Raw genomic sequence first — 21,895 nt, 5'->3', positions numbered from 1 at the left:
TCTCGGTGTGAAGCGCTACTCCAGTGCGGGCAGGATCTGTCGCCAGCCGCCCGCTGTCGCAATGCCGTCGTGGTCCTCGTCCACGGCGTGGACCACGAGCTCCCCTTCGTGTATCTGCCCCCACCTAGCGGCGAAACCGTCCGACGGCTTCGACCGCTGCGCCTCGAACAACGTCAGCGTGCCCGGGTAGACGGGCGCGGTCGCGATCCTCAGCAGAGACGAAGCGTAAGCGAAGTTCTCGGCGATATCGTCGGCCAGTTCCACCGGCAGCTCGCGCGCCGCAGCCGGGGCGTCGACGCTGCGCCCGTCCAGCGGTTCACTGTCGACCACACCGACGAACGTCACGGTCTCGCCGGCGGTCGTCAGCGCGGCGGCCATCGCATGGGCGAGAGTGCCGCCGAACGAGTACCCCAGCAGACGGTACGGTCCGTGTGGCTGCTCGCGCCGCACGGTACGCACGTGGTGCGCCACCAGCTCGTCGAAGGAACCGGGACGATCGCCCTGGGGCAGTTGCAGTCCGACGACCGGGCGGTCGAGCATCGATGCCAGCGAGGCGAACTGCCACGCGTAGCCCCCGGCAGGGTGGACACAGAACAGCGGGTCGGCCGCACTGGGTCGACCGAACCGGATCACGTCGTCCGCTGCGCCGGTGGTGTCACCGTCCCGGCGAGAATCCACGAGTTCGGCTATCGCCGCGACAGATTGGCGGTCGAGCAGCTCCCCCACCGCGATACGCACGGAGGTGTCGCGCTCGATCCGGGAGACCAGCCGCATCGCCGCGAGCGAATCGCCGCCGCAGTCGGCGAACCCGTCGTCGGCACCCACCTGATCCAGGCCCAGCAGCTCGCAGTACGCGGCGGCCACCTGCCACTGGGTGGGCGTTCGCAGCGAATCGGCGACGTTGCGGCGCGGCGGTTCGGGCAACGCCGCTCGGTCGAGCTTGCCGTTGACGGTGAGCGGGATGGCGTCCACGCACACGATCTGCGCCGGAACCAGGTGGGCCGGAACCGAATCGCGGAGCCGGGCGCGTAACTCGCTTTCGGACGTCGAGTCCGGTGCCGAGTCGTCGGCCACGACGTAACCGATCAGTCGCTGCGCGGTGCCGTACGACCGGACCGTGGCGGCCGCCCGCGAGACCCCCGGGAGCGCCTCGAGTGCCGACTCCACTTCCCCGAGTTCGATGCGGATGCCACGGATCTTGACCTGCCGGTCGACCCGCCCCAGGTACTCGAGCCGGCCGCCGTCAAGGTACCGCACGAGGTCGCCGGTGCGGTACATCCGCTCGCCGACGGCGAACGGATCGGCCACGAACACCGACGCCGTCTGCCCGTGCCGCCCGCGGTAGCCGTGCGCGACACCGTCGCCCGACATGTACAGCTCCCCGACCGCGCCGACCGCGACCGGGCGCAGCCCGGAATCGAGCACGCGCGCACAGGCATTGCGAACCGGTCTGCCGAGGCACGGAGTCGCGCTGTCGACGACCGCCGATCCCATGGCGTTGATGGTGAACTCGGTGGGGCCGTACAGGTCGTAACCGTCGACACCGTCCTGTTCGCGCAGCCGCGTCCACAACTCCTGCGGGACGGCCTCGCCGCCGAGCATCACCAGTTTCGGCGCTCGACGGTCGTCGAGCAGTCCGGCGGCGATCAGTTCCCGCGCATAGGAGGGCGTCACGTTGACGACGTCGATCCCGGCGGTGCGGTAGTGCCGGACCAGGGTGTGCGGATTGGCCCGGGCCGCCTCGTCGATGACGTGCACGTGATGCCCCGCCAGCAACCAGAACAGTTCTTCCCACGACATGTCGAACGAGAACGACACCGTGTGCGCGATGCGCAACTGCCGACCGTCGACGGACCGCTCCGTGGCGCGGAAGATCTCGTCGCGGTGGTTGTGGTACATCGTGGTCAGGCCACGGTGACCGATCTGCACTCCCTTGGGCTTGCCCGTCGACCCCGACGTGTAGATGACGTACGCCGCCTGGTCCGGGTGGGTCGGGCCGCCGATGCGGTGCGCTGGCACCTCGGGTCCCGGCCGCCTGCCCGACAGCACGTCGGCCACGGCAGGATCGGCGAGGTCGACGACCGAGACCGCCGACAGCCCCGCGACCACGTCGGCCACCCGGTCGGTTCGGGCGTCCACCGTGACGACGGTGCAGGCGCCGCTGTCGAGCACGATCTCGCGCAACCGCGACGCCGGGTGTTCGAGGTCGAGCGGAAGGTATGCGGCGCCGGTGCGCATCACCGCGAAGATCGCGACGACGTGATCGGCGATTCGCGGCAGCATCAACGCGACGAGGTCACCCGCGCCGACCCCGCCTCGCACGAGGTGGCGCGCCAGCGCGGTCACCCGCTCGTCGAGTTCACGCGCCGTGAACGTCTCGGCACCGCACGTCAGCGCCGGTGCGTCGGGGGTCGCGGCGGCGCGTTCGGACAGCAGGGTGTCGATGCTGCCTTCGGGCGCGCCGGGGGCGGGGATCGGAACGTGCGGGGCCGTCAACGCGGTGCGTTCGAGATACTTGCCGGCGCGAGCGGTCCGGGCCACCGTGAGCTCGGTCCCGTCCACGGTCCGGATCGCGGCGATCCGGGCGAGCATGCCCGCCATCAGCTCGAGGAGGGACGCGGCGGTCTCGTCGTCGACGAGGTCGGGCCGGTTCTCGATCGTGACATCCATGCTGCCGCTGCGGCTGCGTGGGTCGACATCGACGGTGAGCGCGTAGTGCGTGGCATCCGTCGCCTCCGCCGCGATGATCCCCGCGCGTTCGAACACATCGAAGCGCTCCGCGTCCCCGCCGACGTTGCGGAACACCAGCAGGGTGTCGAACAGGACGCCGAATCCGGCCGCCCGGGCGATCTCGCCGAGGCCGGCGTGGTGGTGCTCGATCAGCCCGCTCTGCTCCGCGAACAGTCGGCGCAGCGTGTCCGCGAGCGTCGACGACGCTCGCAGGCGCACCCGGACCGGCACGGTGTTGAGGGTCAGCCCGACCATGCGGTCGACGTCGGGTACCCGCGGGTCGCGCCCCGCCACCGTGGACCCGAACACGACGTCGTCGCGGCCGGTGACCCGGCGCAGCGTCAACGCCCACGCGAGCGACACCACGGTGGACACGGTGATGCCGTGTTCGGCTGCGAGCAGGACGATTTCGCCGCGCACGCTGTCGTCGATCCGGCAGGTGACACGGTGGGGCAGCGACATCGTGTTCGGGTCCGCGTCCGGTGCCACCAATGTCGGCTCGTCGAGGTCGGCCAGGTGCTGCGCCCACGCCTTCGTCGCGGCGTCCGTGTCGCGGTCGGCCAGGTGCCGCAGATGGTCGGTGAAGTCGGCCGCTGGTGCCAGCACCCGGGCCAGCGCGTCGGCGACCTCCCGGTCACCGTCCTCGCCCGCGGGGTGCAGGCCGACGAGCATGCGCGCGACACCGTAGAGGACGAACAGTTCGGTGAACAGCACACCCTGCGACCACGCGTCCGACAGCAGGTGGTGCTGGGTGAGCACCACCTGTTCCCGCGGCTCGGGTCCGGTCACGAGCACCGCACGCAGCAGCGGCGCGCGATCGAGCGTGAAGGGCCGCGCGAATTCCGCGGCCGCGACGTCGTCGAACCCGTCGGCCGAGTCGACGGTCCGCTCCTCGACCACTACCGACACCGGCGCGATGATCGCGACCGGTTCGGCGAACCCCGAATGCGTGAACGCCGCACCGAGATTCGGGTACCGCCGAACGATCGCGGCGAGCGCGACGCTCAGTGCCCGACGCTCGACCGGTTCGGCGAACGTGAAGCGATGCTGGACGTGGTAGTTGTCCGTGGCCGCCCGACCACCGGTCACCGAGTGGAAGTACATGCCGCGCTGCAACGGTGTCAGCGGCAGCACCTGCTGCCATCCCGGGTACTCGGCGTCCACGAAGGCCCGCGCGCTCGCGTCCGTCTCGACAAACTCGGTCGGCGCGTTCGGCCTGCCGGTCCGGGCGTCCACACGGACCGCCCGCTCCGCCAACTCCGCGAGGGTGTCGCACTCGAACACGTCCTCGACGGCGATGCTCACACCGCGCCGCGATGCCGCCGCGACCAACCGCACGGCGGCGATGCTGTCGCCGCCGTGGGCGAAGAAGTTCGACGCCATGTCGATCTCGGTTGCCAGTACTTCCGCGGCCGCCGCGGCCAGATCCGTGCCGACGGACGCGGGCGCCGTGGCGCCCGTGCCCGCGAGCGCAGGACTCACCGGCGGCGGCGGAACCGGGGACGGGAGTGCGGCCCGGTCGAGCTTGCCGTTCAGGGTGCGCGGCAGCGTCTCGACGACCGTGATCGACTGCGGCACGAACTGATCCGGCAACGCCGCGACGAGTTCCTGCCGCATCCGGGCGGGGTCGGCCGACGCCCCGCTGCGCAGGACGACGTACCCGAACAGCCGCGTGGATCCGTCCACGATCGCGGCGACCTTCGCGGCCGCGTCGGTGACGTCCGGCAGCGCACGCATCGCGGTCTCGACCTCACCGAGCTCGATACGGAAGCCCCGCACCTTCACCTGATCGTCGGTGCGCCGCAGGTACTCGATGCGGCCGCGACGCCTGCGTACCGCGTCACCGGTCCGGTACAGCCGCTCCCCCGGTCGCCGTGGGTCCGCGACGAAGCGGGCCGCGGTCAGCGCCGGTCGGTTCAGGTAGCCCCGGGCGATCTGCGCGCCGCCCAGATACAATTCGCCGAACGCGCCCTCGGGGACCTCGCGGAGGAGGTCGTCGAGGACCCGTGCGTGCACATCGATCCACGGCGCACCGATCGTGACCGGCGCCCCCGTCGTGAGCCGGTCGGTCGTCGCCCACACCGTGGCCTCGGTGGGGCCGTAGACATTCCACACCTCGTCGCTGACCGTGGTCAGCTGTTCGGTCAGCTCCGCCGGGACCGCCTCCCCACCGATCAGGGCCCGGACCTTTCCGGTGCCGGGAACGGTGAGGAGGAGCCGCCACAGCGACGGCGTCGCCTGCACGACCGTGGCGCCGGTGTCGGCGATCAGGCCCGCCAGCCTGGCCGGGTCGACCACCGACGCACGCGGAGCCACGACGACGGATGCGCCGACGGTCAGCGGGCACAGCAGTTCGAGCACCGCGATGTCGAACGACACCGTCGTCACGGCCATCAGCCGGTCGTCGGGGCGGAGCCAGCCTAGCGTGCTCACGGCATCTGCGAACGCGGCGAGGTTGGCGGAGGTCACCATGACGCCCTTGGGCTTTCCGGTGGTTCCCGACGTGTGGATGACGTAGGCCAATGCGTCGTCCGCGACGGGTACCGCCGGCAGCGCCACCTCCGGTGCGGACGTGGTGTCCCCGGCGTCGACGCGGATCAAGGGCACGTCCATCCATGCGACACCGTCCGCGGTGTCCACCGAGACCAGCACACAGACCGGTCGGGCGTCGTCCAGCATGTACTGCAGACGGTCCCGGGGGTAGTCGACGTCCAGCGGGAGATAGGCGGCACCGCACCGAAGTACGACCAGCAGAGCCACCGGGAGGTCGGCGTCCCGGCCGACGGCGACACCGACGACGGAACCGGCGCGAACTCCGTGCGCCACCAGGTGGCGGGCGAGCGTCTCCACGCGCTCTCCCGCTTCGCGGTAGGTCGTCTCGCGGCCGCCGGCGACGACGGCTGTCCGCTCGGGCCGCTCGCGCACCTGCGCCAGGAATCGCGCCACCACGGACGGGGGCGCGACCTCGCGCGTCGGGTCGTCCTGGGTGTGACCGCGACCGAGCGCCGCGATCGGCCGGTCCGGGTGCTGCACGAGATCGGTGAGCGAGACCAGCAGTTCGTCGGCCAGATGGGCGACGGTGTCCGGGTCGAACAGATCGGCCGCCGCGCCCAACCGGATCTCGGTGTGCGAGCCGTGCTCGCGGAGCCAGACGGCGGCGTCCATGCGGGCCGGCGGATCGACGGGTTCGACGGGGGTGCCGGTGACGGGGCCCAGTGCGACGGGTGCACCGACGATCTCGTGTCCGACCATCGTCTGGAACAACGGGTGCCGCCCGGCTGCGCGTTCGGGTGCGACCGCGTCGACGATGCGGTCGAACGGCACGTGCTGGTGTGCGAGCGCGTCCAACCCGACCGTGCGGACCCGCTCGAGGACCTGGCCGGGCGTGGGGTTGCCGGCGAGATCGATGCGGTGCACGGTGGTGTTCACCAGGTATCCGACGGTGTTCCGGAACCGTCCGTCCGCGAGCAGTTCCCGGTCCGACACGGTCGTGCCGAGGGGGATGTCGGTACCCGCGCCGAAGCGCTGCCACGTCAACGCCACCGCGGCCTCGAGCAGCATCAGCGCCGAGACCCCGGACCGGACCGCTGCGCGCTGCAGCGCGTCCACGACCGCGGCGTCGAGTGTGCGGGTGGCCTCGACGGACCGGTGCGTCGCCTGTCGCGGGCGCGGCCGATCGGTCGGCAGTTCGAGTTCGGTGGGCAGGGCCGCGAGCTGGTCGCGCCAGTACCGCAGCGACCGCTCGGCGTCCGCCGAGCGCGTGCGCGCCCGGTCGGCCGCGACGAACTCCGCGAATGCCGGTGCACCGGTCCGTAGTTGTGGATTCCTGCCGGCCAGCCGTTCCACGTAGGCCTGGGCCAGGACGTCGAGCAGCAGGGGCACCGATGCGCCGTCGACCGCGATGTGGTGGATCACGATCACGAGCGCCGACCACCCGTCCCCACGCAGCTGGGTGGCCCGAGCCGGGACATCCGACTCGAGGTCGAAGCCCCCGTCCGCGAGCTCGAGCCGCACGGCGGTCGCCAGGTCGCGGTCCGTGGACCGCTCGCGCAGGTCCGCAATCGCGTGTGGCGACAGCACCCGCGCCTCGGGTTCGCCGCCGTCTCCGGCGGGATAGCAGGTGCGCAGGATCGGGAAGTGTCCCAGCAGGTCTCGCCACGCCGCGCGCAGGGCGTCGGTGTCCAATGCGGCCGATAGTTCGAGCACGACGGGGACGTCGTGGGCGCGCGAGGCCGGATCGAGCCGCTGCACGATCCACAGGCGCTCCTGCGCCGACGACACGGTGTCGGGGCCGTCGGCAACCGCCGGTCCCCGCGGCGCCTCGGGTGTCTGCGGGGTCTCGGATGGCGCGACGGCCTGGGCGCGCGATGCCAGGACGCGGGGCGTGCGGGCGGCGAAGATGTCGGCGACCGAGACCACGACGCCGTGACGGCGCAGACCGCTGACCGCTCGCATCGCGGCCAGCGAGTGCCCGCCGCGGTCGAAGAAGTCGTCGTCGGGCCGCATCGCCGTCTCCAGCACCTCGGCCAGGCGGGCGGTGACGACGTCCACGGTGTGGGCCGCCGCCGCCCCGGCGACGGCCGGCGCACGCTCGGCGACGCGTCGCGCGGGCAGGCGGTCGATGGTGCGCGGCACGAACCCGGCGGCGGGGCGATCGAGTCCCGCGACCATGTCGGCGAGCACCCCCGGTAGCGCCTCGACGACCATCGCGGCGGTCCGCGCCTCGACGACGCCTGGGTCGTGATCGACCACCAGACGGAACCGGTCGCCGGGTGGCGCGAGCAGCGAGAGCGGGTACTGCGTCGTACTGATGTTCTCGATGCCGGTGACGTGCGTCGAATCTCTGGAGTCGGCGGAGTCCTCGCCGAACCGCGCGGGGTAGTTCTCGAACACCACCAGCGTGTCGAACAGTCCGCCGCGCGCGTCGCTGCATGCCTCGATCTCGGACAGCGGCAGGTGCTCGGCGTCGCCGAGGTCGTACTGTTCGCGCTGACTGCCCTGCAGCACGTCCCGCAGCGAACGGCCGTCCATGCGGATGCGCACCGGGACGGTGTTGCTGAACAGACCCACCATCGACTCGACCCGCGCGAGGTCGGCGGGCCGCCCGGACACGGTGGTGCCGAACACGACGTCGTCGGTGCCGACGAGCGCGCACAGCACCGCGCTCCACGCGCCCTGCACGAAGGTGTTGACGGTGAGCCCGTTCTCGCGGGCAGCCTCGGCCAGCCGGTGGCCGAGCGTGTCGTCCACCGGAACCTCGGCCGGCACCGGGTGTTCCCCGGCACCCTCTCCGCGGGCGACCAGCGTGGGCTCCGTCAGCCCGGCCAGGCGACGGCGCCATGCCGCGCGCAGCCCGTCGCGGTCCAGCCGGCCCAGCCACCGCAGGAAGTCGGCGTACTCCGGCGCCGACGGGAGCCCGGTCGCGCCGTGGTTGTAGTGATGCACCAACTCGCGCAACACGATCGGGGTCGACCATCCGTCGGTCACCAGATGATGCGCGTTGAGGATCAGTTGTGTCCGCCCACCGGGCAGCCGGAGCACGCGCGCTGCGAGGAGCGGTCCACGACGAACGTCGAACACTCGCGCCGCAGCCGTGCGGTGCGCCTGCGCGGCGGCCGCGGCCGCCGCGGCCGGCGGTAGCTGACCGAGATCCGAGACGCGCCAGGGAATGTCGACGATCCGGGGAATCGTCGCGACAGGCGCGTCCACGCCGTCGAAATGGAACCCGGCGGCCAGGTTGCGGTGCCGGGTGACCACCGCCGAGAAGGCGGACCGCAGTCGATCCACGTCGAGCTCACCGGCGAGGTCGACCACCGCCGTCAGCGTGTACGGGTCGTGCTCGGTGAAGCGGGCGGCGTGCGCGAGCAGGCTCTCCTGCAGCGGCGAGAGCGGCAGGATCTCGGCGAGCGGGCCGGTGATCGACTCGAGGAACGAGATCTGGTTCTGCGTGACGACGACGTCGTCGCAATCGGCGGCACTGAGTCCGCCGGCGTGCAGCGCGGCGTGCGCGGCGTAGGCGTCCAGTGCCGCGCCGAATTGGCGTTGCAGTGCGGCGACGGACGCCGCGTCGAGCAGCTCGCCCGCCGCGGTCCATTCGATCGACAGCGTGGGCCCGGCGGCGCCGTCGTGCACGAACGCGTTGACCGCCAACACTTCCGTGAGCGTCCGCGTGGCCGGTTCGACGACGCCGAAGCCGTCGTCTCCCACGGTGCGCCAGCCGGCCCCCGACAGGCCGGCGGACCTGCCGAGATAGTTGAGGACGATCTGGGGAGCGGGCAGTGTCGTGAGCGGCTCGCCGGCCTCATCGTGGAACCGCAGGACGCCGTATCCGATCCCATGGTCCCGTCCCAGTCGTCGGCGGGCCTTGATCTCGTGCAGGATCTCGGCGAGAACGCTGCCGCCGCCCAGTGCCTCGGCGAGGTGATCGCCGGAGTCGAGGAGCGCAGCCGGCACCGACACGGGGTATTCCGTGGTGAACCAGCCGACGGTCGACCCGCGCTCGAGGCCGGCATCCGCGTCGCGTCCGTGGCCCTCCATCAGCACCGGGAAGTCGCCGGTGGCGGCGTCCCGGTAGGCGCGCACCGCGACGGTGAGGGCGGCAAGGAGCACCTCGTCGGGGCGTGCGCGGTACCGAGAGCACAGCGCGTCGACGATCGCCGCGGTCACCGCCGGCGTCGTCTCCGTCCGGGTCACGTCCACCGTCGCGTGGGTGTCGAGGCCGCGCCGCGGGTCGGCGTCGACGAGCACGCGCGATCCCGTCTCCAGGACCGAGTGCCACTGCTCCAACTCGTCGACATACCGGTGGACCGTCCCGCGCGCAGCCAGTTCCAGGGCACGGTGGCGCCACGACTCGCCCGTCGTCGGCGGGAGATCCAGGCTGCGGCAGGCGGCCACGAGGTCGGCCAGCAGGACGGACCAGGAGACGGCGTCGACGGCGAAGTGGTGGACCACGACGAGCAGTCGGTCGTTGCCGTCGGACATACGGACGACGCTCAGCCGCAGCAGGTCTCCGGCGGCCGGGGACAGCCCGGCGGCGTCCTCGCGTGCCCACCCCGCGACCTCGCGCGTGAACGCATCCGCGGTGACCGGGCCGCGCTCGCCGATCTCGAGGGGCACGTCGGTCGCGGTGGGGATGTCCACGGATTCCGCGTCACGGACGATTATCCGCAACGCCGGGTGCCGATCCAGCAGCACCCGCGCGGCGACGGCCGGCGCGTCTCGGTCGAGGCGGCCGTCGACTTCGACTGCGGCCCACTGCGCGTAGGACGCCACGGCCGTGACGGAGTCGGCGGCCAGCACGTTGCGCATGATCGGTGTGGTCGGTACCGCCCCGATGCCGTCGTCGTCGGTGTCCTGTCCGGTGTCGTCGACCAACTCGCGGCTCATCGCGGCGAGCGTCGCGAGGTCGCGACCGGACAGCAGTTCCTTGGGGGTGAGCACGAGTCCGTGTCCCCGCAGCCGGCTGCTGATGCTGATCGCGCCGATGCTGTCGCCGCCGAGCGTGAACAGGTCGGCGTCGAGCGACACCTCGGGCGCGCCGAGCACCTCGACGACGACGGCGCACAGCGCGTACTCGGCGGCGGTGCCGGGCTTGCGGGCTGCGGCGTCCGCGGTCGGTGCGAGACTCGTCGGATCCGGCAGCCGCTTCCTGTCGATCTTGCCGTTGACCGTCACCGGCATCTCGTCGAGGACCACCACCACGGACGGCACCAGGTGGTCCGGGACCCGGGTCAGCAGCTCACGCCGGACGTCGTCGCCGGAGAGCGCACCATCCGCGGCCACCACGTATCCGACAAGCTTGGCGAACGCGCCGGTACCGGTCACCACCGCGACGGCAGCGGAGACCGAACCCGATTGTGTCAGAGCAGTTTCGACCTCTCGAAGTTCGACCCGATGGCCGCGGATCTTGACCTGGTCGTCGGCCCGGCCGCAGTACTCGAACCCGGTCTCCGGGTGCCAGCGGGCCAGGTCGCCGGTGCGGTACATCCGGCCACCCGACCGGTCGAACGGATCGGCCACGAAACGGTCGGCGGTGGCGCCGGGGCGCCCGAGGTAGCCGCGGGCGAGCTGCGGGCCCGCCAGATAGAGCTCACCGGTCTCCCCGTCGAGGACGGGCTGCAACGCCCCGTCGAGCAGGTACGCGGACGTGCCCTCGAGCGGCCGACCGATGCGAACGTCGGGGCTCTTCACCTCGGCGGCGATCGCGTCCACCGTGGCCTCGGTCGGGCCGTACATGTTGTACACCCGGGCCGCGCTGTCACCGAGCCGCTGGGCGAGCGCCGCGGGCAGTGCTTCCCCGCCGACGACGATCGTGCCGATCGAGTGCCGGCGGGCGCCACCGCGGGCCGGTCCGAGCAGTCCCGCGTCCACGAGGAAGGCCGCCATGGACGGGGTCGTGTCGACCACGTCGATCGCGTCGGCCGCGAACCGCTGGATCTGCAGATCCGCGTCCCGCTGGACGTCGCTGCCGTACAGGTGGATCCGATGCCCGTCGAGGATCCACAGCAGCGGATCGAGCGACGCGTCGAACGCGAACGAGGTGGTGTGTGCCACGTGCAGCTGCCGCCCGCCGGCCCGGGCGCGGGCGTCGGTGTACACCGCGGTGCGCTGACGGTGCGCGAGGTGTGCGAGACCACCCGAACGGACGACGACGCCCTTCGGGGTGCCTGTGGAGCCCGAGGTGAACAGCACGTAGGCCATGTCGTCGGCGCGTCGAGTCGTCGCGAGTTCGTCGGCGCGCAACCGGTCGCCGGCCAGGGAGGCCAGCTCCGTCTCGATCGGCTCCGATCCGAGCCGGACGATCTCGCACTCGGCGGTCGTCACCGGCGGCTCGCCGTGGCACAGCAGCAACGACGGCCGCGCCGCCGCGACGAGCCCGTCGAGGCGTTCGGTGGGGTACGCCGGATCGAGCACGACGTAGGCGGCACCCGCCTCCCACACCGCGAAGATGCACGCGAAGATGTCGGCGGTCCGCGGCAGCGCGATCGCCACGATGTCGTCCGCGCCGATCCCCCGGGCACGGAGCAACCGGGCGATCCGGTAACTGCGCGTGGCGAGTTCTGCTGCGGTCAAAGACTTCTCGGCGTCGGTGAGCACCACGTCGGTCGGGCACGTGGTCGTCATGTCGGCGAACATGTCGGCAACCGATCGCGCACCGGTCTGCGGCAGCGCCGCCGGTGCCCATCCCGGGTCGATGCCGGCGCCGTTCAGGCTCACCCGGCCCAGCGTCGGGCGGTCGGGGGAACTCAGGGCACGCACCAGCCGGGCCAGTCCCTGGACCCGCGCGGTCACCTCGGTCTCGGACACGGTCCGGGCGTCCACCTCGAACCCGAGCATCATGCGTCCACCGTCGACGGGGGTGGCCGTCAGTCCCAGTTCCTCGGGCGGGCCGCCCGCCACGTTCCGCAGGGTCCCGACCGCTCCGGCGAAGTCCAGGTCGAAGTCGAAGGCCTTCAGATTGATTCCGACGCCGTGCAGGACGGCTCCCGCGCCCGGCGCCGCGAGATCGCGCACCAGGTCCTCGCCCCGGTAGCGCTGGTGCTCGCGCAGTTCGCTCAGCGCGTCCGCCACCTTCGCGCCCAGTTCCGGCAGGTCGTCGGACAGCGACACCGAGACCCGCAGCGGGAGCACGTTGACGGCCATCGACGGCGTCGTCAGCGCGGTACGCGTGGTGCGAACCATGACCGGCAGCGCGGACACCACGTCGGTGGTCGACCGGAGCCGGGCCATGAACCCCAGGTAGGCGCCGATGAGCAGGTCCGCCCACGTGCATCCGTGGTCGCCGGCGAGCTCTCGCAGCCCATCCATGGTCTCGGCGCTCAGGAACGCGCGGGCGGAATGGGTGCGGACAGCCGCGCCGAGGTCCGTGGCGCCGCGTCCGTGCAGTTCGGGCAGTGGATCGAGACGCGTGGTCCAGTAGTCGCGGTCGAGCGTCGCCTGCTCGGAGTTGCGGTACTGCACGTCCTCGGCCACCAAGTCCGCGATGGACCCGAATGTGTTCGGCCGCAGTCGCTTACCGGCCACCGCGGCGGTGTAGCGGGTGGCCAGTCGGCGGGAGATCATCGCCGCGGAGTAGCCGTCGACGATCAGGTGGTGGTAGAGCTGCACGCACCACACCTGCGTCGCGGACAGGCGCAGCAGCGTGTACGTGAACAGTTGCCGGTTGGTCATGTCGCAGGCGGCGCGGGCTGCCTCGGCCCGGATCTGTGCGACCTTCTCGTCCGCGGCCGCCCGGGGATCCGCCTCGGCGCTCAGGTCGACGACGGGGATCGACAGCGGGTGGTTCGGCGCGATCCACTGGCGGGGGCCGTCGGCGGTGTCGACGAAACGCAGCCTCATCGTCTCGGCCTCGGCGACGGTTGCCGAGATCTCCGCGACGAGCACCTCCAGGTCGAGTTCGACGTCCCGAGCCGTGCCGTCGAGCTCGAGCACCTCGCCCACGAGGTAGTGGGGCGAGTCGGGCTCGAGGCGCTGCGCGTTCCAGATTCCGAGTTGCGCGCCGGTGAGCGGCAGCAGCGTCTCGGTCCCGGCTTCGGTCTCGGCGGGATGCCCTTCGGTGAGTGTCATGCGCCCTGACTCTTCTTGTCGATCTTGCCCACCGACGTGGTGGGGAATTCGGTGACGAACTCGAAACGGTCGGGAATCGTGTACGCGGCCACCTGCCGCTCGGTGCGCAGGAACGCGCGGAGCTGGGATGCCGTCGGGGACCCGGACTCCGGATCACGGCGAATCACGTACGCACAGATCCGTTCACCGAGGGCGTCGTCGGGGACGCCCACGACGGACACGTCGTGGATCTCGCGGTGGGCCAGCAGGTGGTTCTCGACCATCGCCGGTGCGATCTTCTCGCCGCCGCGGTTGATCTGGTCCTTGCTCCGGCCCACGACCGTGAGGTTTCCGCGCGGATCCCGGACGACGATGTCACCGGTGGCGTAGAAACCGTCGACGGTGAACGAGCGCCGATTGTGTTCGGGGGCACGGTAGTAGCCGCGGATCGTGTACGGACCACGCGTCTGCAGATGTCCGGCGACGCCGTCGGCCACCGGCACACCCGCGTCGTCGACAACCCGCACCTCGTCGTCGGGCGAGATGGGCCGTCCCTGCGTGGTGTGGACGGTCTCGTCGTCGTCGCCGGCGCGCGTGTAGTTGACCAGGCCCTCGGCCATGCCGAACACCTGGGTCAGCGTGCACCCCAGTTCGGGGGCGACGCGGCGGGCGGCCTCCTCGGGAAGCTTTGCGCCGCCCACCCACACCGCGACGAGCGAGGAGATGTCGCGCTCGGTGCGGGCCGACGAGTTGAGCCACGCCATCAGCACCGGCGGCACGAGTGCCGCGTGCGTCACGGCATGCTCCTCGATCAGTCGCAGGCACGTGTCGGGGCTGGGGTCCGGAGCCATCACGACGCAGCCGCCGACGGCGATCATCCCCAGCAGTCCGGGCGAGCTCATCGTGAAGTTGTGCGAGATCGGCAGCACCGCGAGCATCACCGAGGTGGCGTCGATGCCGCAGATGCGCGCACTCTCGCGCACCGAGTACAGGTAGTCGTCGTGCGTGCGCGGGATCAGTTTGGGGGTACCGGTGGTGCCGCCCGACAGCTGGAGGAACGCCACGTCCGACGGCAGCGAACGCTCGGCACGCGGGAGCGGCTCACCGGCGGCCCAGGATTCGTCGCCGAGCGGGACCACCACGGTGGCGATGTCGGGGAATTCGGCGGCGATCTCGGCCGCCGTCCCCGCGTACGACGTGAGACCGAACGTGTCGACGGTGGCGTACCCGCGCGCGGACGCCGCGGTACAGAACTGACGGATCTCGGCGGAGCGGTGCGCCGCCAGCGCGAACACCGGCAACGCGCCGATCTCGAAGAGCGCGAACACGACCTCGACGTATTCGACGGTGTTGGGCAGGTGGACGACGACGCGATCACCCCGCCCGATGCCCCGGGCGGCGAACTCCGCCGCGACCACCTGCACCCGCTCCGCGAGTCGGGCGTAGGTGACCGTGCGCCGGGGGTCGACCACGGCGAGCCGGTCCGGGTGCGCCGCCACCGCGTCCGCCAGGAGCGCCGCATGCGTCTGCCCGATCCAGTAGCCCTTCTCGCGACACCGCGCGGCGAACTCGGCCGGGTACTCCACCGCACCGTCGAGCCGGAGCGGGGCGAGGGGCGTCCCGGTGCCGACCGTCGAACTCACCGGGCAGCCCCGGCCGCGACGAACTCGCGGGCGAGGGCGGCGGACACGTCATCGGTCGTGACGACCGCGGCGCAGCGTTTGGCGGCGTACGTCGCCGCCATCACGTGCTCGTCGCGCGAGAAGTCGGCGGTCGCGTCGAGCACCAGGAAGGGACGAACGTCGGACATGAATGCCTCTGCGGCACTGAGGAGGCAGCCCATGTGGGTGTAGACGCCGGTCACGATCAACTGGTCCCGTCCGTGGTGTGCCAGCAGCTCGCGCAGGTCCGTCCGTTGGAACGCCGAGTAGCGCCACTTGGTGACCTGGATGTCGCCGCGCCGCGGGCGCAGCCGGTCGATGACCTCGGTGTCGTGGCCCGACTCGAGGCCGGGACCCCAGAAGTCGGCGAGCACGCCGCGCCTGGCGGGGTGCTGGTCGCCCGGTTGCATCGTGTAGACGACGGGGATAACCAACTCCGACGCCTGCTCCCGCAGCGCGGCGATGTTGTCGACGACGGGGGAAATGAGTTCGGGCGCATCGACGTACGCGTCGATGAAGTAGTTCTGCATGTCGTGAACGAGCAGTGCGGCACGACCCGGGTCGAGTTCCCAGTCGACGACGTTGTCAGGAATCTCGTCGCGCACGGGCATCGCGTAGCCGGAGATCTTCGGAATTGCCATTGCGTCCCTCTCGCTGCGATCTTGAATGGAAATGAGGTTAGCCTAGACTTATCTAAAATGGGTGGGGTCGTGAACGAGGTGGCGTCCGCTCGTCACTGTCGATGCAGGCTCCAGGCGTCCCACAGGGCGCAGTAGCGATCGCCCCGCGCGATCAGCTCGTCGTGCGTGCCCTGTTCGACGATCGTCCCGTTCTCCATCAACAGGATTCGGTCCGCGTGCCGGGTTTGCCCCAGGCGGTGGGCCACGATCACGGCGGCGCGTCCGGCCAGCGCCGCGGCGGCCGCCTGCTCGAGCAGTGAGGCGCCGGAACTGCCCGCGTCGGCGGTGGCCTCGTCGAGGATCACCACGGGCGGATTCGCCAGCACCAACCGTGCGAGCGCCAGCTGCTGTGCCTGCATGGGCGTGAGCTGGTGGCCGGCGCCCCCGACGACGGTGTCGAGCCCCTCCGGAAGCAGCTCGAACCAGTCGCCGGCCAGCACGGTCCGCAACGCCGCGACCATCGCGGCGTCGTCGGCCGCGGAGTTTGCCAGCGCGAGGTCCTCTCGCAGCGATCCGGCGAAGACGTGCACCTCCTGGGTCACTAGCGTGACCCGTTGCGCTCGTGTGCTTTCCGGAACCTGCGTGAGGTCGACACCGCCGAAGTGTATGCGTCCCTCGTCGGGCGTCCGGACCCCGGCGAGCAGTGCCGCCAACGTCGACTTCCCGGCACCCGAGGTACCCACGACGGCGACGGTTTCGCCCGGGGCCACCTCGAGGTCTATGCCGCGGACGACATGTCGCCCCGGGACGTACCCGAAGGTGACACCACCCGCCTCGAGCGTGCCGTGCGCCGGGAGCGAGGACGCGCGGCTCTCTCCGCCCTGCTGTTCGTCGCGGGTCTCGATCACTCCGACGATCCGGGCGAGTGATGCGAGCGCGGATTGCAATTCGTCGATGACCAGCAGCAGCTCGTCGATCGGCTCGAACAGGCGGAGGAAGAACAGCATCGCCGTCGTCGTGGCGCCGACGGTGAGCGCGTCTGCGCCCACCAGGAAGTACCCGGCGATGAGCAGGCCAGCCATGACGACGAACTGTCCGGTGTTGAGCCGTCCGTAGAAGCGGTTCTGCACGATGCGCGCTCGCATCGTCCACCGCACGACCTCCCACGAGTGGGATCCGATGCGGCCGGCCAGCTTCGGGGACATGTCGTACGCGTGCACGGTGCGCAGACCGTGCACCGCACCCAGAACCTGCTGCGCCCGCAGTCCCATCGCCGCGCGCTCGGCCGCGTAGATTCCCGGCGCCTTCCGCAGGTACCAGCGCACCGCGAGCACGTAGATCGGAAGTGCCACGACGAGCACCGCGAGGAACCGCCAGTCCAGTGCCGTCAGTCCCACGGCCGTGAGGACCACTGTGAACAACGACGTCGACAGCGCCGGGACCACGGTGCTGATCGCGCGGGAGACCTCTTCGACGTCGTCGGTGGCGCGGGAGACGAGATCGCCGCTGCCCGCCTGCTCCACACGTTCGAGCGGCAGCGACAAGCTTGTCGTGAACATCCGCTCCCGCAGGCGCGCCAGCACAGTTTCGAACAGCCTGGACGACAACACCACGCCCAGCGCCGTGAAGCCGGCGAAGGCGAGTGCCGCGCCGACCATGGCCGCGCCCAACAGCCAGATGCTTCCCGTGTCGCCACCCTCGATGACGACGTCGACCATGCGTCCGAGCGCCCACGGCGGGACCAGACCGAGCGCGGCCCCGACGACCATGGTCGCCACGACCGCGGCCAGCCGCCCACCCTGCCCGTGCAGGGCCCGGCGCACCTCGTGCCGCACGGACCGGGCATCGGCGACTGGCAGCTTCGCGGCCGTCGTCTGCACTTCGGTGGTCATCGTGAGGTCTCCATCAACGTCGGTGCGAGATCGCTGGTCGTCAACGTCGGTGCGAGATCGCTGGTCGTCGTGTCGGCGGCGTCGATGCGCCACACGCTCGACGCGGCCGCCAACAGTGCCGGCGACGACGTAAACACGATCGTGGTCTTCCCGGACCGCGCGGTCGCGATGCGCTCGGCGACAGTTGCTTCCGTCACCGAGTCGACGGCCGTCGTCGGATCCAGCAGGACGAGGACGTCCGGGTCCGCGGCCAGCGCGCGAGCCAGCGAGACGCGCTGTCGCTGGCCGCCCGACAGCATCCGCCCGGCCTCGCCGACGTCGGTGGCCAGCCCGTCGGGCAGGGTCGCCAGCACGTCGTCGCAGGCCGACGCGAAGATCGCGCGGGTGACGGCGTCGGCGCCGACGTCCTCGGTCGCGGCGATGTTCTCCCCGACCGTTCCCTCAAACAGGCCGCTCTCGTGCGGAGCCACGAGCACTGTGCGTTTGCGTGTCCCGTGGGGCAGGTCGCGTACGTCCACCCCGCCGACGGTCACAGCTCCCGAGCTCGGTTCCGCCAGCCCGGCAAGGACGTCGGCGAGGGCCGCGGTGGTGACCGCATCCGCCTCAACGGCGACGAACTCGCCCTCCGGGACGTCCCGGTCGACGGCAGCCGCGGCGCCGCACGCGGCCCCGTCGAACCGCAGCGAGAAGCCGCCCGGCGCGTGCGCAGCCGGCGACTCCTCGTGCGCGAACGGCGCCTGCAGGACCGTGAGCACGCGTTCGGCCGACCCCAACGCCTGCGCCCAGATGGCGCCGAAGTTGGCGGCGAAGGCCTGGAGCGGGCCCATGACGAACTGGGTGACCGCCACGACGGTGATGAGCTGACCGATGGTCATCGCACCACCGACCGCCATCAGGCCGGCGGCGACCGCGACTCCGGCGATGAACAACCCGGAGACGGTCTCCATCGACGCCAGATAGCCCGCGCGGGCCACGTTCGCCTTGAGCGTGCCCTGCAGCGCCCGCTCGCTCGCACCGAGATACCGACGCCCCGCCTCGTGTTCGGCACCGAGGCCCTTGACGATCCGGAAGCCTCCCACCAGATCGGCCGCAGTGCCCGCGGCCTCCCCCGCCGCCTGCTGCTCCTGCATGCTCCGCCGACGCAGCGGCGAACCCGCGCGGTCCATGAGCCACAACATGAGCGGCGCCGCGACCAGGATGGCCAGACCCAGCGGCCAGGAGATGTACAGCAGGATCAGCGCCGAGAAGACGACGGCGGCGAACTCACCCAACGGGTACACCACGATCGCGACTGCCGACGCGAGCTGCCGGGCGTCGGATGTGGCGATGCTCAGCAGCATTCCGGGCTGGCGCGCCGCACCGCCCAGTCCGCGTGCGTCGAGGATCCGGTCGGTGATGCGCGTGCGCACTTGGTGCTGGATCGACTGCATGCCCAGGAAGCCGACGCGGGATCCGAACCGGAAGGTCGTCGATACGAGTGCGTAGTCGACTGCCAGCACCGCCACCCACAACACCAGTTCGCCGGCATCACCCGTGCTGATCGCACGGTCAATGGCCACGCCCATGATGACCGGCACCAGCGCCGCGCACAGCTGGTGCACGATCAGCAGCACGCCGGCCGGAACCGTGTACTTCTTGGCCGCGAACATCGTCCGCAGCGTCAGTTGTCGCGGGGTGGTGGACTCGGTGACGTCTATGTGCCGAGTGGGCAGCGGTGTCGCGGGCGCTTCGAAGAAGACTGGCAGTTGCATGTACTCGGATCTCCTGGCGCAGGCGGAGCCGCTCGTAGCGGCGACCCCGAGTGGAAAGGAAGGTCAGTGGGTCGGCGCGGCGTCGGCCACGACCGATACCTTCAAGGTAGCGAATCGCACACCGGCACAACAGAAATGAACGCTTCCGCACGCCATCCGGCCACACGTCCTCGACACAGTCCACCCCTCGCCCTGCCTGAATAATCTTAGCCTAACCTATATAGGACCGATCGGTTTAGGCTAGCCGGGTCAGGGCATCGATTGCCCACCCCAATCCCCGGATCGAAACGAGGCTCGTGTTGAGTTCACGCACGCACACCGTCATCGACGCCGCGGGCATCGTCGGTTCCGACGAAGGCACCCGCGGCCGCTTCGTACTGTCCCGTCCGCACGGAACGGTGACGGCGGACGGCTGCCGCGCACGGTTCGACGATGCCGACGCGGCCGCGTCGGCGCTGCGATCCGGGGACGCGAGCCTCGTGGTCGGCGCGCTCCCCTTCTCCCGCGACACCCCCTGTGCCCTCACCGAACCCGAGTACGTCGTACGCACCGGTGAGGTCTGGCGGGCACCCGACGGACTGCCGGATCTGCCCGCGTTCACCGTCGACGAGTTACGCGAGGGTGAGCACACCGATCGCGTCCACACCGCTCTCGACGTCCTGCGCGACAACGGGTCGAAACTACAGAAAGTGGTTCTGGCCAGGACCTTGACGTTGGCGGCCGACGGCCCGGTGGACCCGTCGACGGTGCTGGCGGCACTGGTGGCCGGAACCCCGGAGGGCAACGGTTACTACGCCGACCTGAGCGCGGCCGGTGGACCCTACAGCGGGCGCACGTTGGTCGGGTCGTCACCCGAGGTGCTCGTGAGGAAGCGGGGCGAGGCCGTCAGCTGTCACCCGCTCGCGGGCTCGGCGGCTCGTGATCCGCGGGCCGACCGCGATCGCCAGGTCGGGCGCGCACTGACCGAATCGACCAAGGACCGCCGCGAACACGCGTTCGTCGTCGACGCGATCCGCGAGGCGCTGGCGCCGTTCTGCCGTGTCCTCGACATCCCCGACGAACCGACGCTCACCCACACCCCGCAGCTGTGGCACCTGGGTACACCGATCCGGGGCGAACTCCGGGACCCGAGCACCACCGCGCTCGATCTCGCTCTGGCACTGCACCCGACGCCGGCGGTCTGCGGGACCCCCACCGGTCCGGCCTTCGACACGATCGCCGAGCTGGAGGGCGACCGTGGGTTCTACGCGGGCGCGGTGGGCTGGTGCACGGCCGACGGCGACGGTGAATGGATGGTGGCCATCCGCTGCGCCGAGATCAGCAGCGATCGACGCCGGGTCACCACGTATGCGGGCGGCGGCATCGTCGCCGAGTCCGATCCGGGGGCCGAACTACGAGAGACGGTGACCAAGTTCGGTACCGTCATGAGCGCACTGGGAGTCCAACTGTGACAATCTCTCTGGTGGTAGGAGCTGGCCACGGCATCGGGCGGGCCGTGGCGCTGACGTTGGCGCGGGCCGGGCGGACGGTCGCATTGACCGACGTCGACGCGGCCGGCCTCTCGGACACGGCCCGGCAGCTCGGTGGGGACGTCCTCACCCACACCGTCGACATCCGCGACCCCGAGGCCGTGGCCGCGGCGGTCGCCGAGACGGAGCGGTCGGCGGGCCCGATCACCGAACTCGCCCACGTCGCGGGGATCCTCGAGACCGGATCGGTGCTGGACTCCGATCCGGCCGACTGGCGGAACATCTTCGACGTCAACCTCTTCGGGCTGCTCAACGTCGTCGGCCCGGTGGGCCGTGCCATGCGCGAACGCCGATCCGGGGCCATCGTGGTCGTCGGCTCCAACTCGGCCGGGGTGCCACGGATGTCGATGGGCGCCTACGGTTCCTCGAAGGCGGCGTCGACCATGCTCACCCGTGTACTCGGGCTGGAACTGGCCCGGTACGGGGTCCGCGCGAACATCGTCGCGCCGGGGTCCACCGACACCGACATGCAGCGGTCCCTGTGGGCCGATCCCAAGGACGAGGCCGGTGCCCGCGGCGCAATCGACGGCGACCTATCCTCCTACAAGGTGGGCATCCCCCTCGGCCGCATCGCGGCACCGTCCGACATCGCCGAGGCCGTCGAGTTCCTGCTCTCCGACCGGGCCCGGCACATCACCATGCAGAGCATGTACGTCGACGGGGGCGCCACCCTACGCGCCTGACGACCGGGGCGATCCCGAGCACACCCCGGCGGGTGCAGTGGACCAACGGTCAAACGTACCTGACCCCACGGGTTCGGGACCGAGTTCACAATTCGCCATTTGCTGGCCGGACCGGTGGGAGCCAGATCGTCCGCGACAACCACATCGACCACTTCCGTCTCATCGCGAACTGTGACGACGAGGCCGGCGAACGAGGTATGGCACTCTGGCGCCCACTCGCACACGGCGGTCGGCGACCCGCACCAGCACTAGGCCGTCATCGAGGGCAACGACGGCCAGTTCGGTGAGCTTTGCGGCACATGGGCTCATCCCCCGCTCCCGGGACGCTTCGGCCTGCACGGCTTCGTAGTTCGCGGTCGATGTCGCCGTTGGTCACTGCTTCTGGCCGGTGGCCGACGTGGAACATGCCGGCGGTGTGTGGGCAGTCGTACACGGCCAGCCCCTTCTCTCCGTGGTGGCGTTTGCGGACGGTCTTCGCGTCGTT

Annotated in this window: 7 protein-coding genes; 2 read left to right on the top strand and 5 right to left on the bottom strand. The window is 71.0% G+C overall.

Annotated features, from left to right (window positions below):
• Nucleotides 1-15: 15 nt before the first annotated feature.
• From ACQ5DX_RS28175 to ACQ5DX_RS28155, 5 genes are all read right to left on the bottom strand, one after another.
• Entirely contained in the window at nt 16-13,296 is a 13,281-nt protein-coding gene (locus ACQ5DX_RS28175) for an amino acid adenylation domain-containing protein (RefSeq protein ID WP_430336044.1), read from the bottom strand.
• A complete protein-coding gene (locus tag ACQ5DX_RS28170; protein WP_430336043.1) occupies nt 13,293-14,918 on the bottom strand; it encodes a (2,3-dihydroxybenzoyl)adenylate synthase in 1,626 nt (541 codons plus the stop codon). The genes ACQ5DX_RS28175 and ACQ5DX_RS28170 overlap by 4 nt, the downstream gene beginning before the upstream one ends.
• Nucleotides 14,915-15,577, bottom strand: coding sequence for an isochorismatase family protein (locus ACQ5DX_RS28165; protein ID WP_430336042.1), 663 nt, complete (start codon nt 15,575-15,577; stop codon nt 14,915-14,917). The genes ACQ5DX_RS28170 and ACQ5DX_RS28165 overlap by 4 nt, the downstream gene beginning before the upstream one ends.
• A 92-nt stretch (nt 15,578-15,669) precedes the next feature.
• On the bottom strand, nt 15,670-17,448 hold the full coding sequence (locus ACQ5DX_RS28160; RefSeq protein ID WP_430336041.1) for an ABC transporter ATP-binding protein: 1,779 nt from the start codon (nt 17,446-17,448) through the stop codon (nt 15,670-15,672).
• On the bottom strand, nt 17,445-19,199 hold the full coding sequence (locus ACQ5DX_RS28155) for an ABC transporter ATP-binding protein (RefSeq protein ID WP_430336040.1): 1,755 nt from the start codon (nt 19,197-19,199) through the stop codon (nt 17,445-17,447). The genes ACQ5DX_RS28160 and ACQ5DX_RS28155 overlap by 4 nt, the downstream gene beginning before the upstream one ends.
• A 323-nt stretch (nt 19,200-19,522) precedes the next feature.
• Between ACQ5DX_RS28155 and ACQ5DX_RS28150 the strand changes: the two genes are divergently transcribed.
• Together ACQ5DX_RS28150 and ACQ5DX_RS28145 are read left to right on the top strand one after the other, a co-directional pair.
• A complete protein-coding gene (locus tag ACQ5DX_RS28150) occupies nt 19,523-20,650 on the top strand; it encodes an isochorismate synthase (RefSeq protein WP_430336331.1) in 1,128 nt (375 codons plus the stop codon).
• Nucleotides 20,647-21,411, top strand: a complete 765-nt coding sequence (locus ACQ5DX_RS28145; RefSeq protein WP_430336039.1) for an SDR family oxidoreductase — start codon at nt 20,647-20,649, stop codon at nt 21,409-21,411. Before ACQ5DX_RS28150 ends, ACQ5DX_RS28145 begins: the two co-directional genes overlap by 4 nt.
• Nucleotides 21,412-21,895 lie beyond the last annotated feature (484 nt).

It is taken from the genome of Rhodococcus sp. ACT016, assembly GCF_050477185.1.
Taxonomy (GTDB): domain Bacteria; phylum Actinomycetota; class Actinomycetes; order Mycobacteriales; family Mycobacteriaceae; genus Prescottella.
Note: the sequence above shows the minus strand (reverse complement) of the source record. Positions and strands in the feature narration are given on the sequence as shown.

Excerpts from the sequence above, each read along its gene's own strand:
- ACQ5DX_RS28175 (WP_430336044.1), bottom strand. The coding sequence starts at position 13,296 with ATGACACTCACCGAAGGGCATCCCGCCGAGACCGAAGCCGGGACCGAG.
- ACQ5DX_RS28165 (WP_430336042.1), bottom strand. The coding sequence starts at position 15,577 with ATGGCAATTCCGAAGATCTCCGGCTACGCGATGCCCGTGCGCGACGAG.
- ACQ5DX_RS28160 (WP_430336041.1), bottom strand. The coding sequence starts at position 17,448 with ATGACCACCGAAGTGCAGACGACGGCCGCGAAGCTGCCAGTCGCCGAT.
- ACQ5DX_RS28155 (WP_430336040.1), bottom strand. The coding sequence starts at position 19,199 with ATGCAACTGCCAGTCTTCTTCGAAGCGCCCGCGACACCGCTGCCCACT.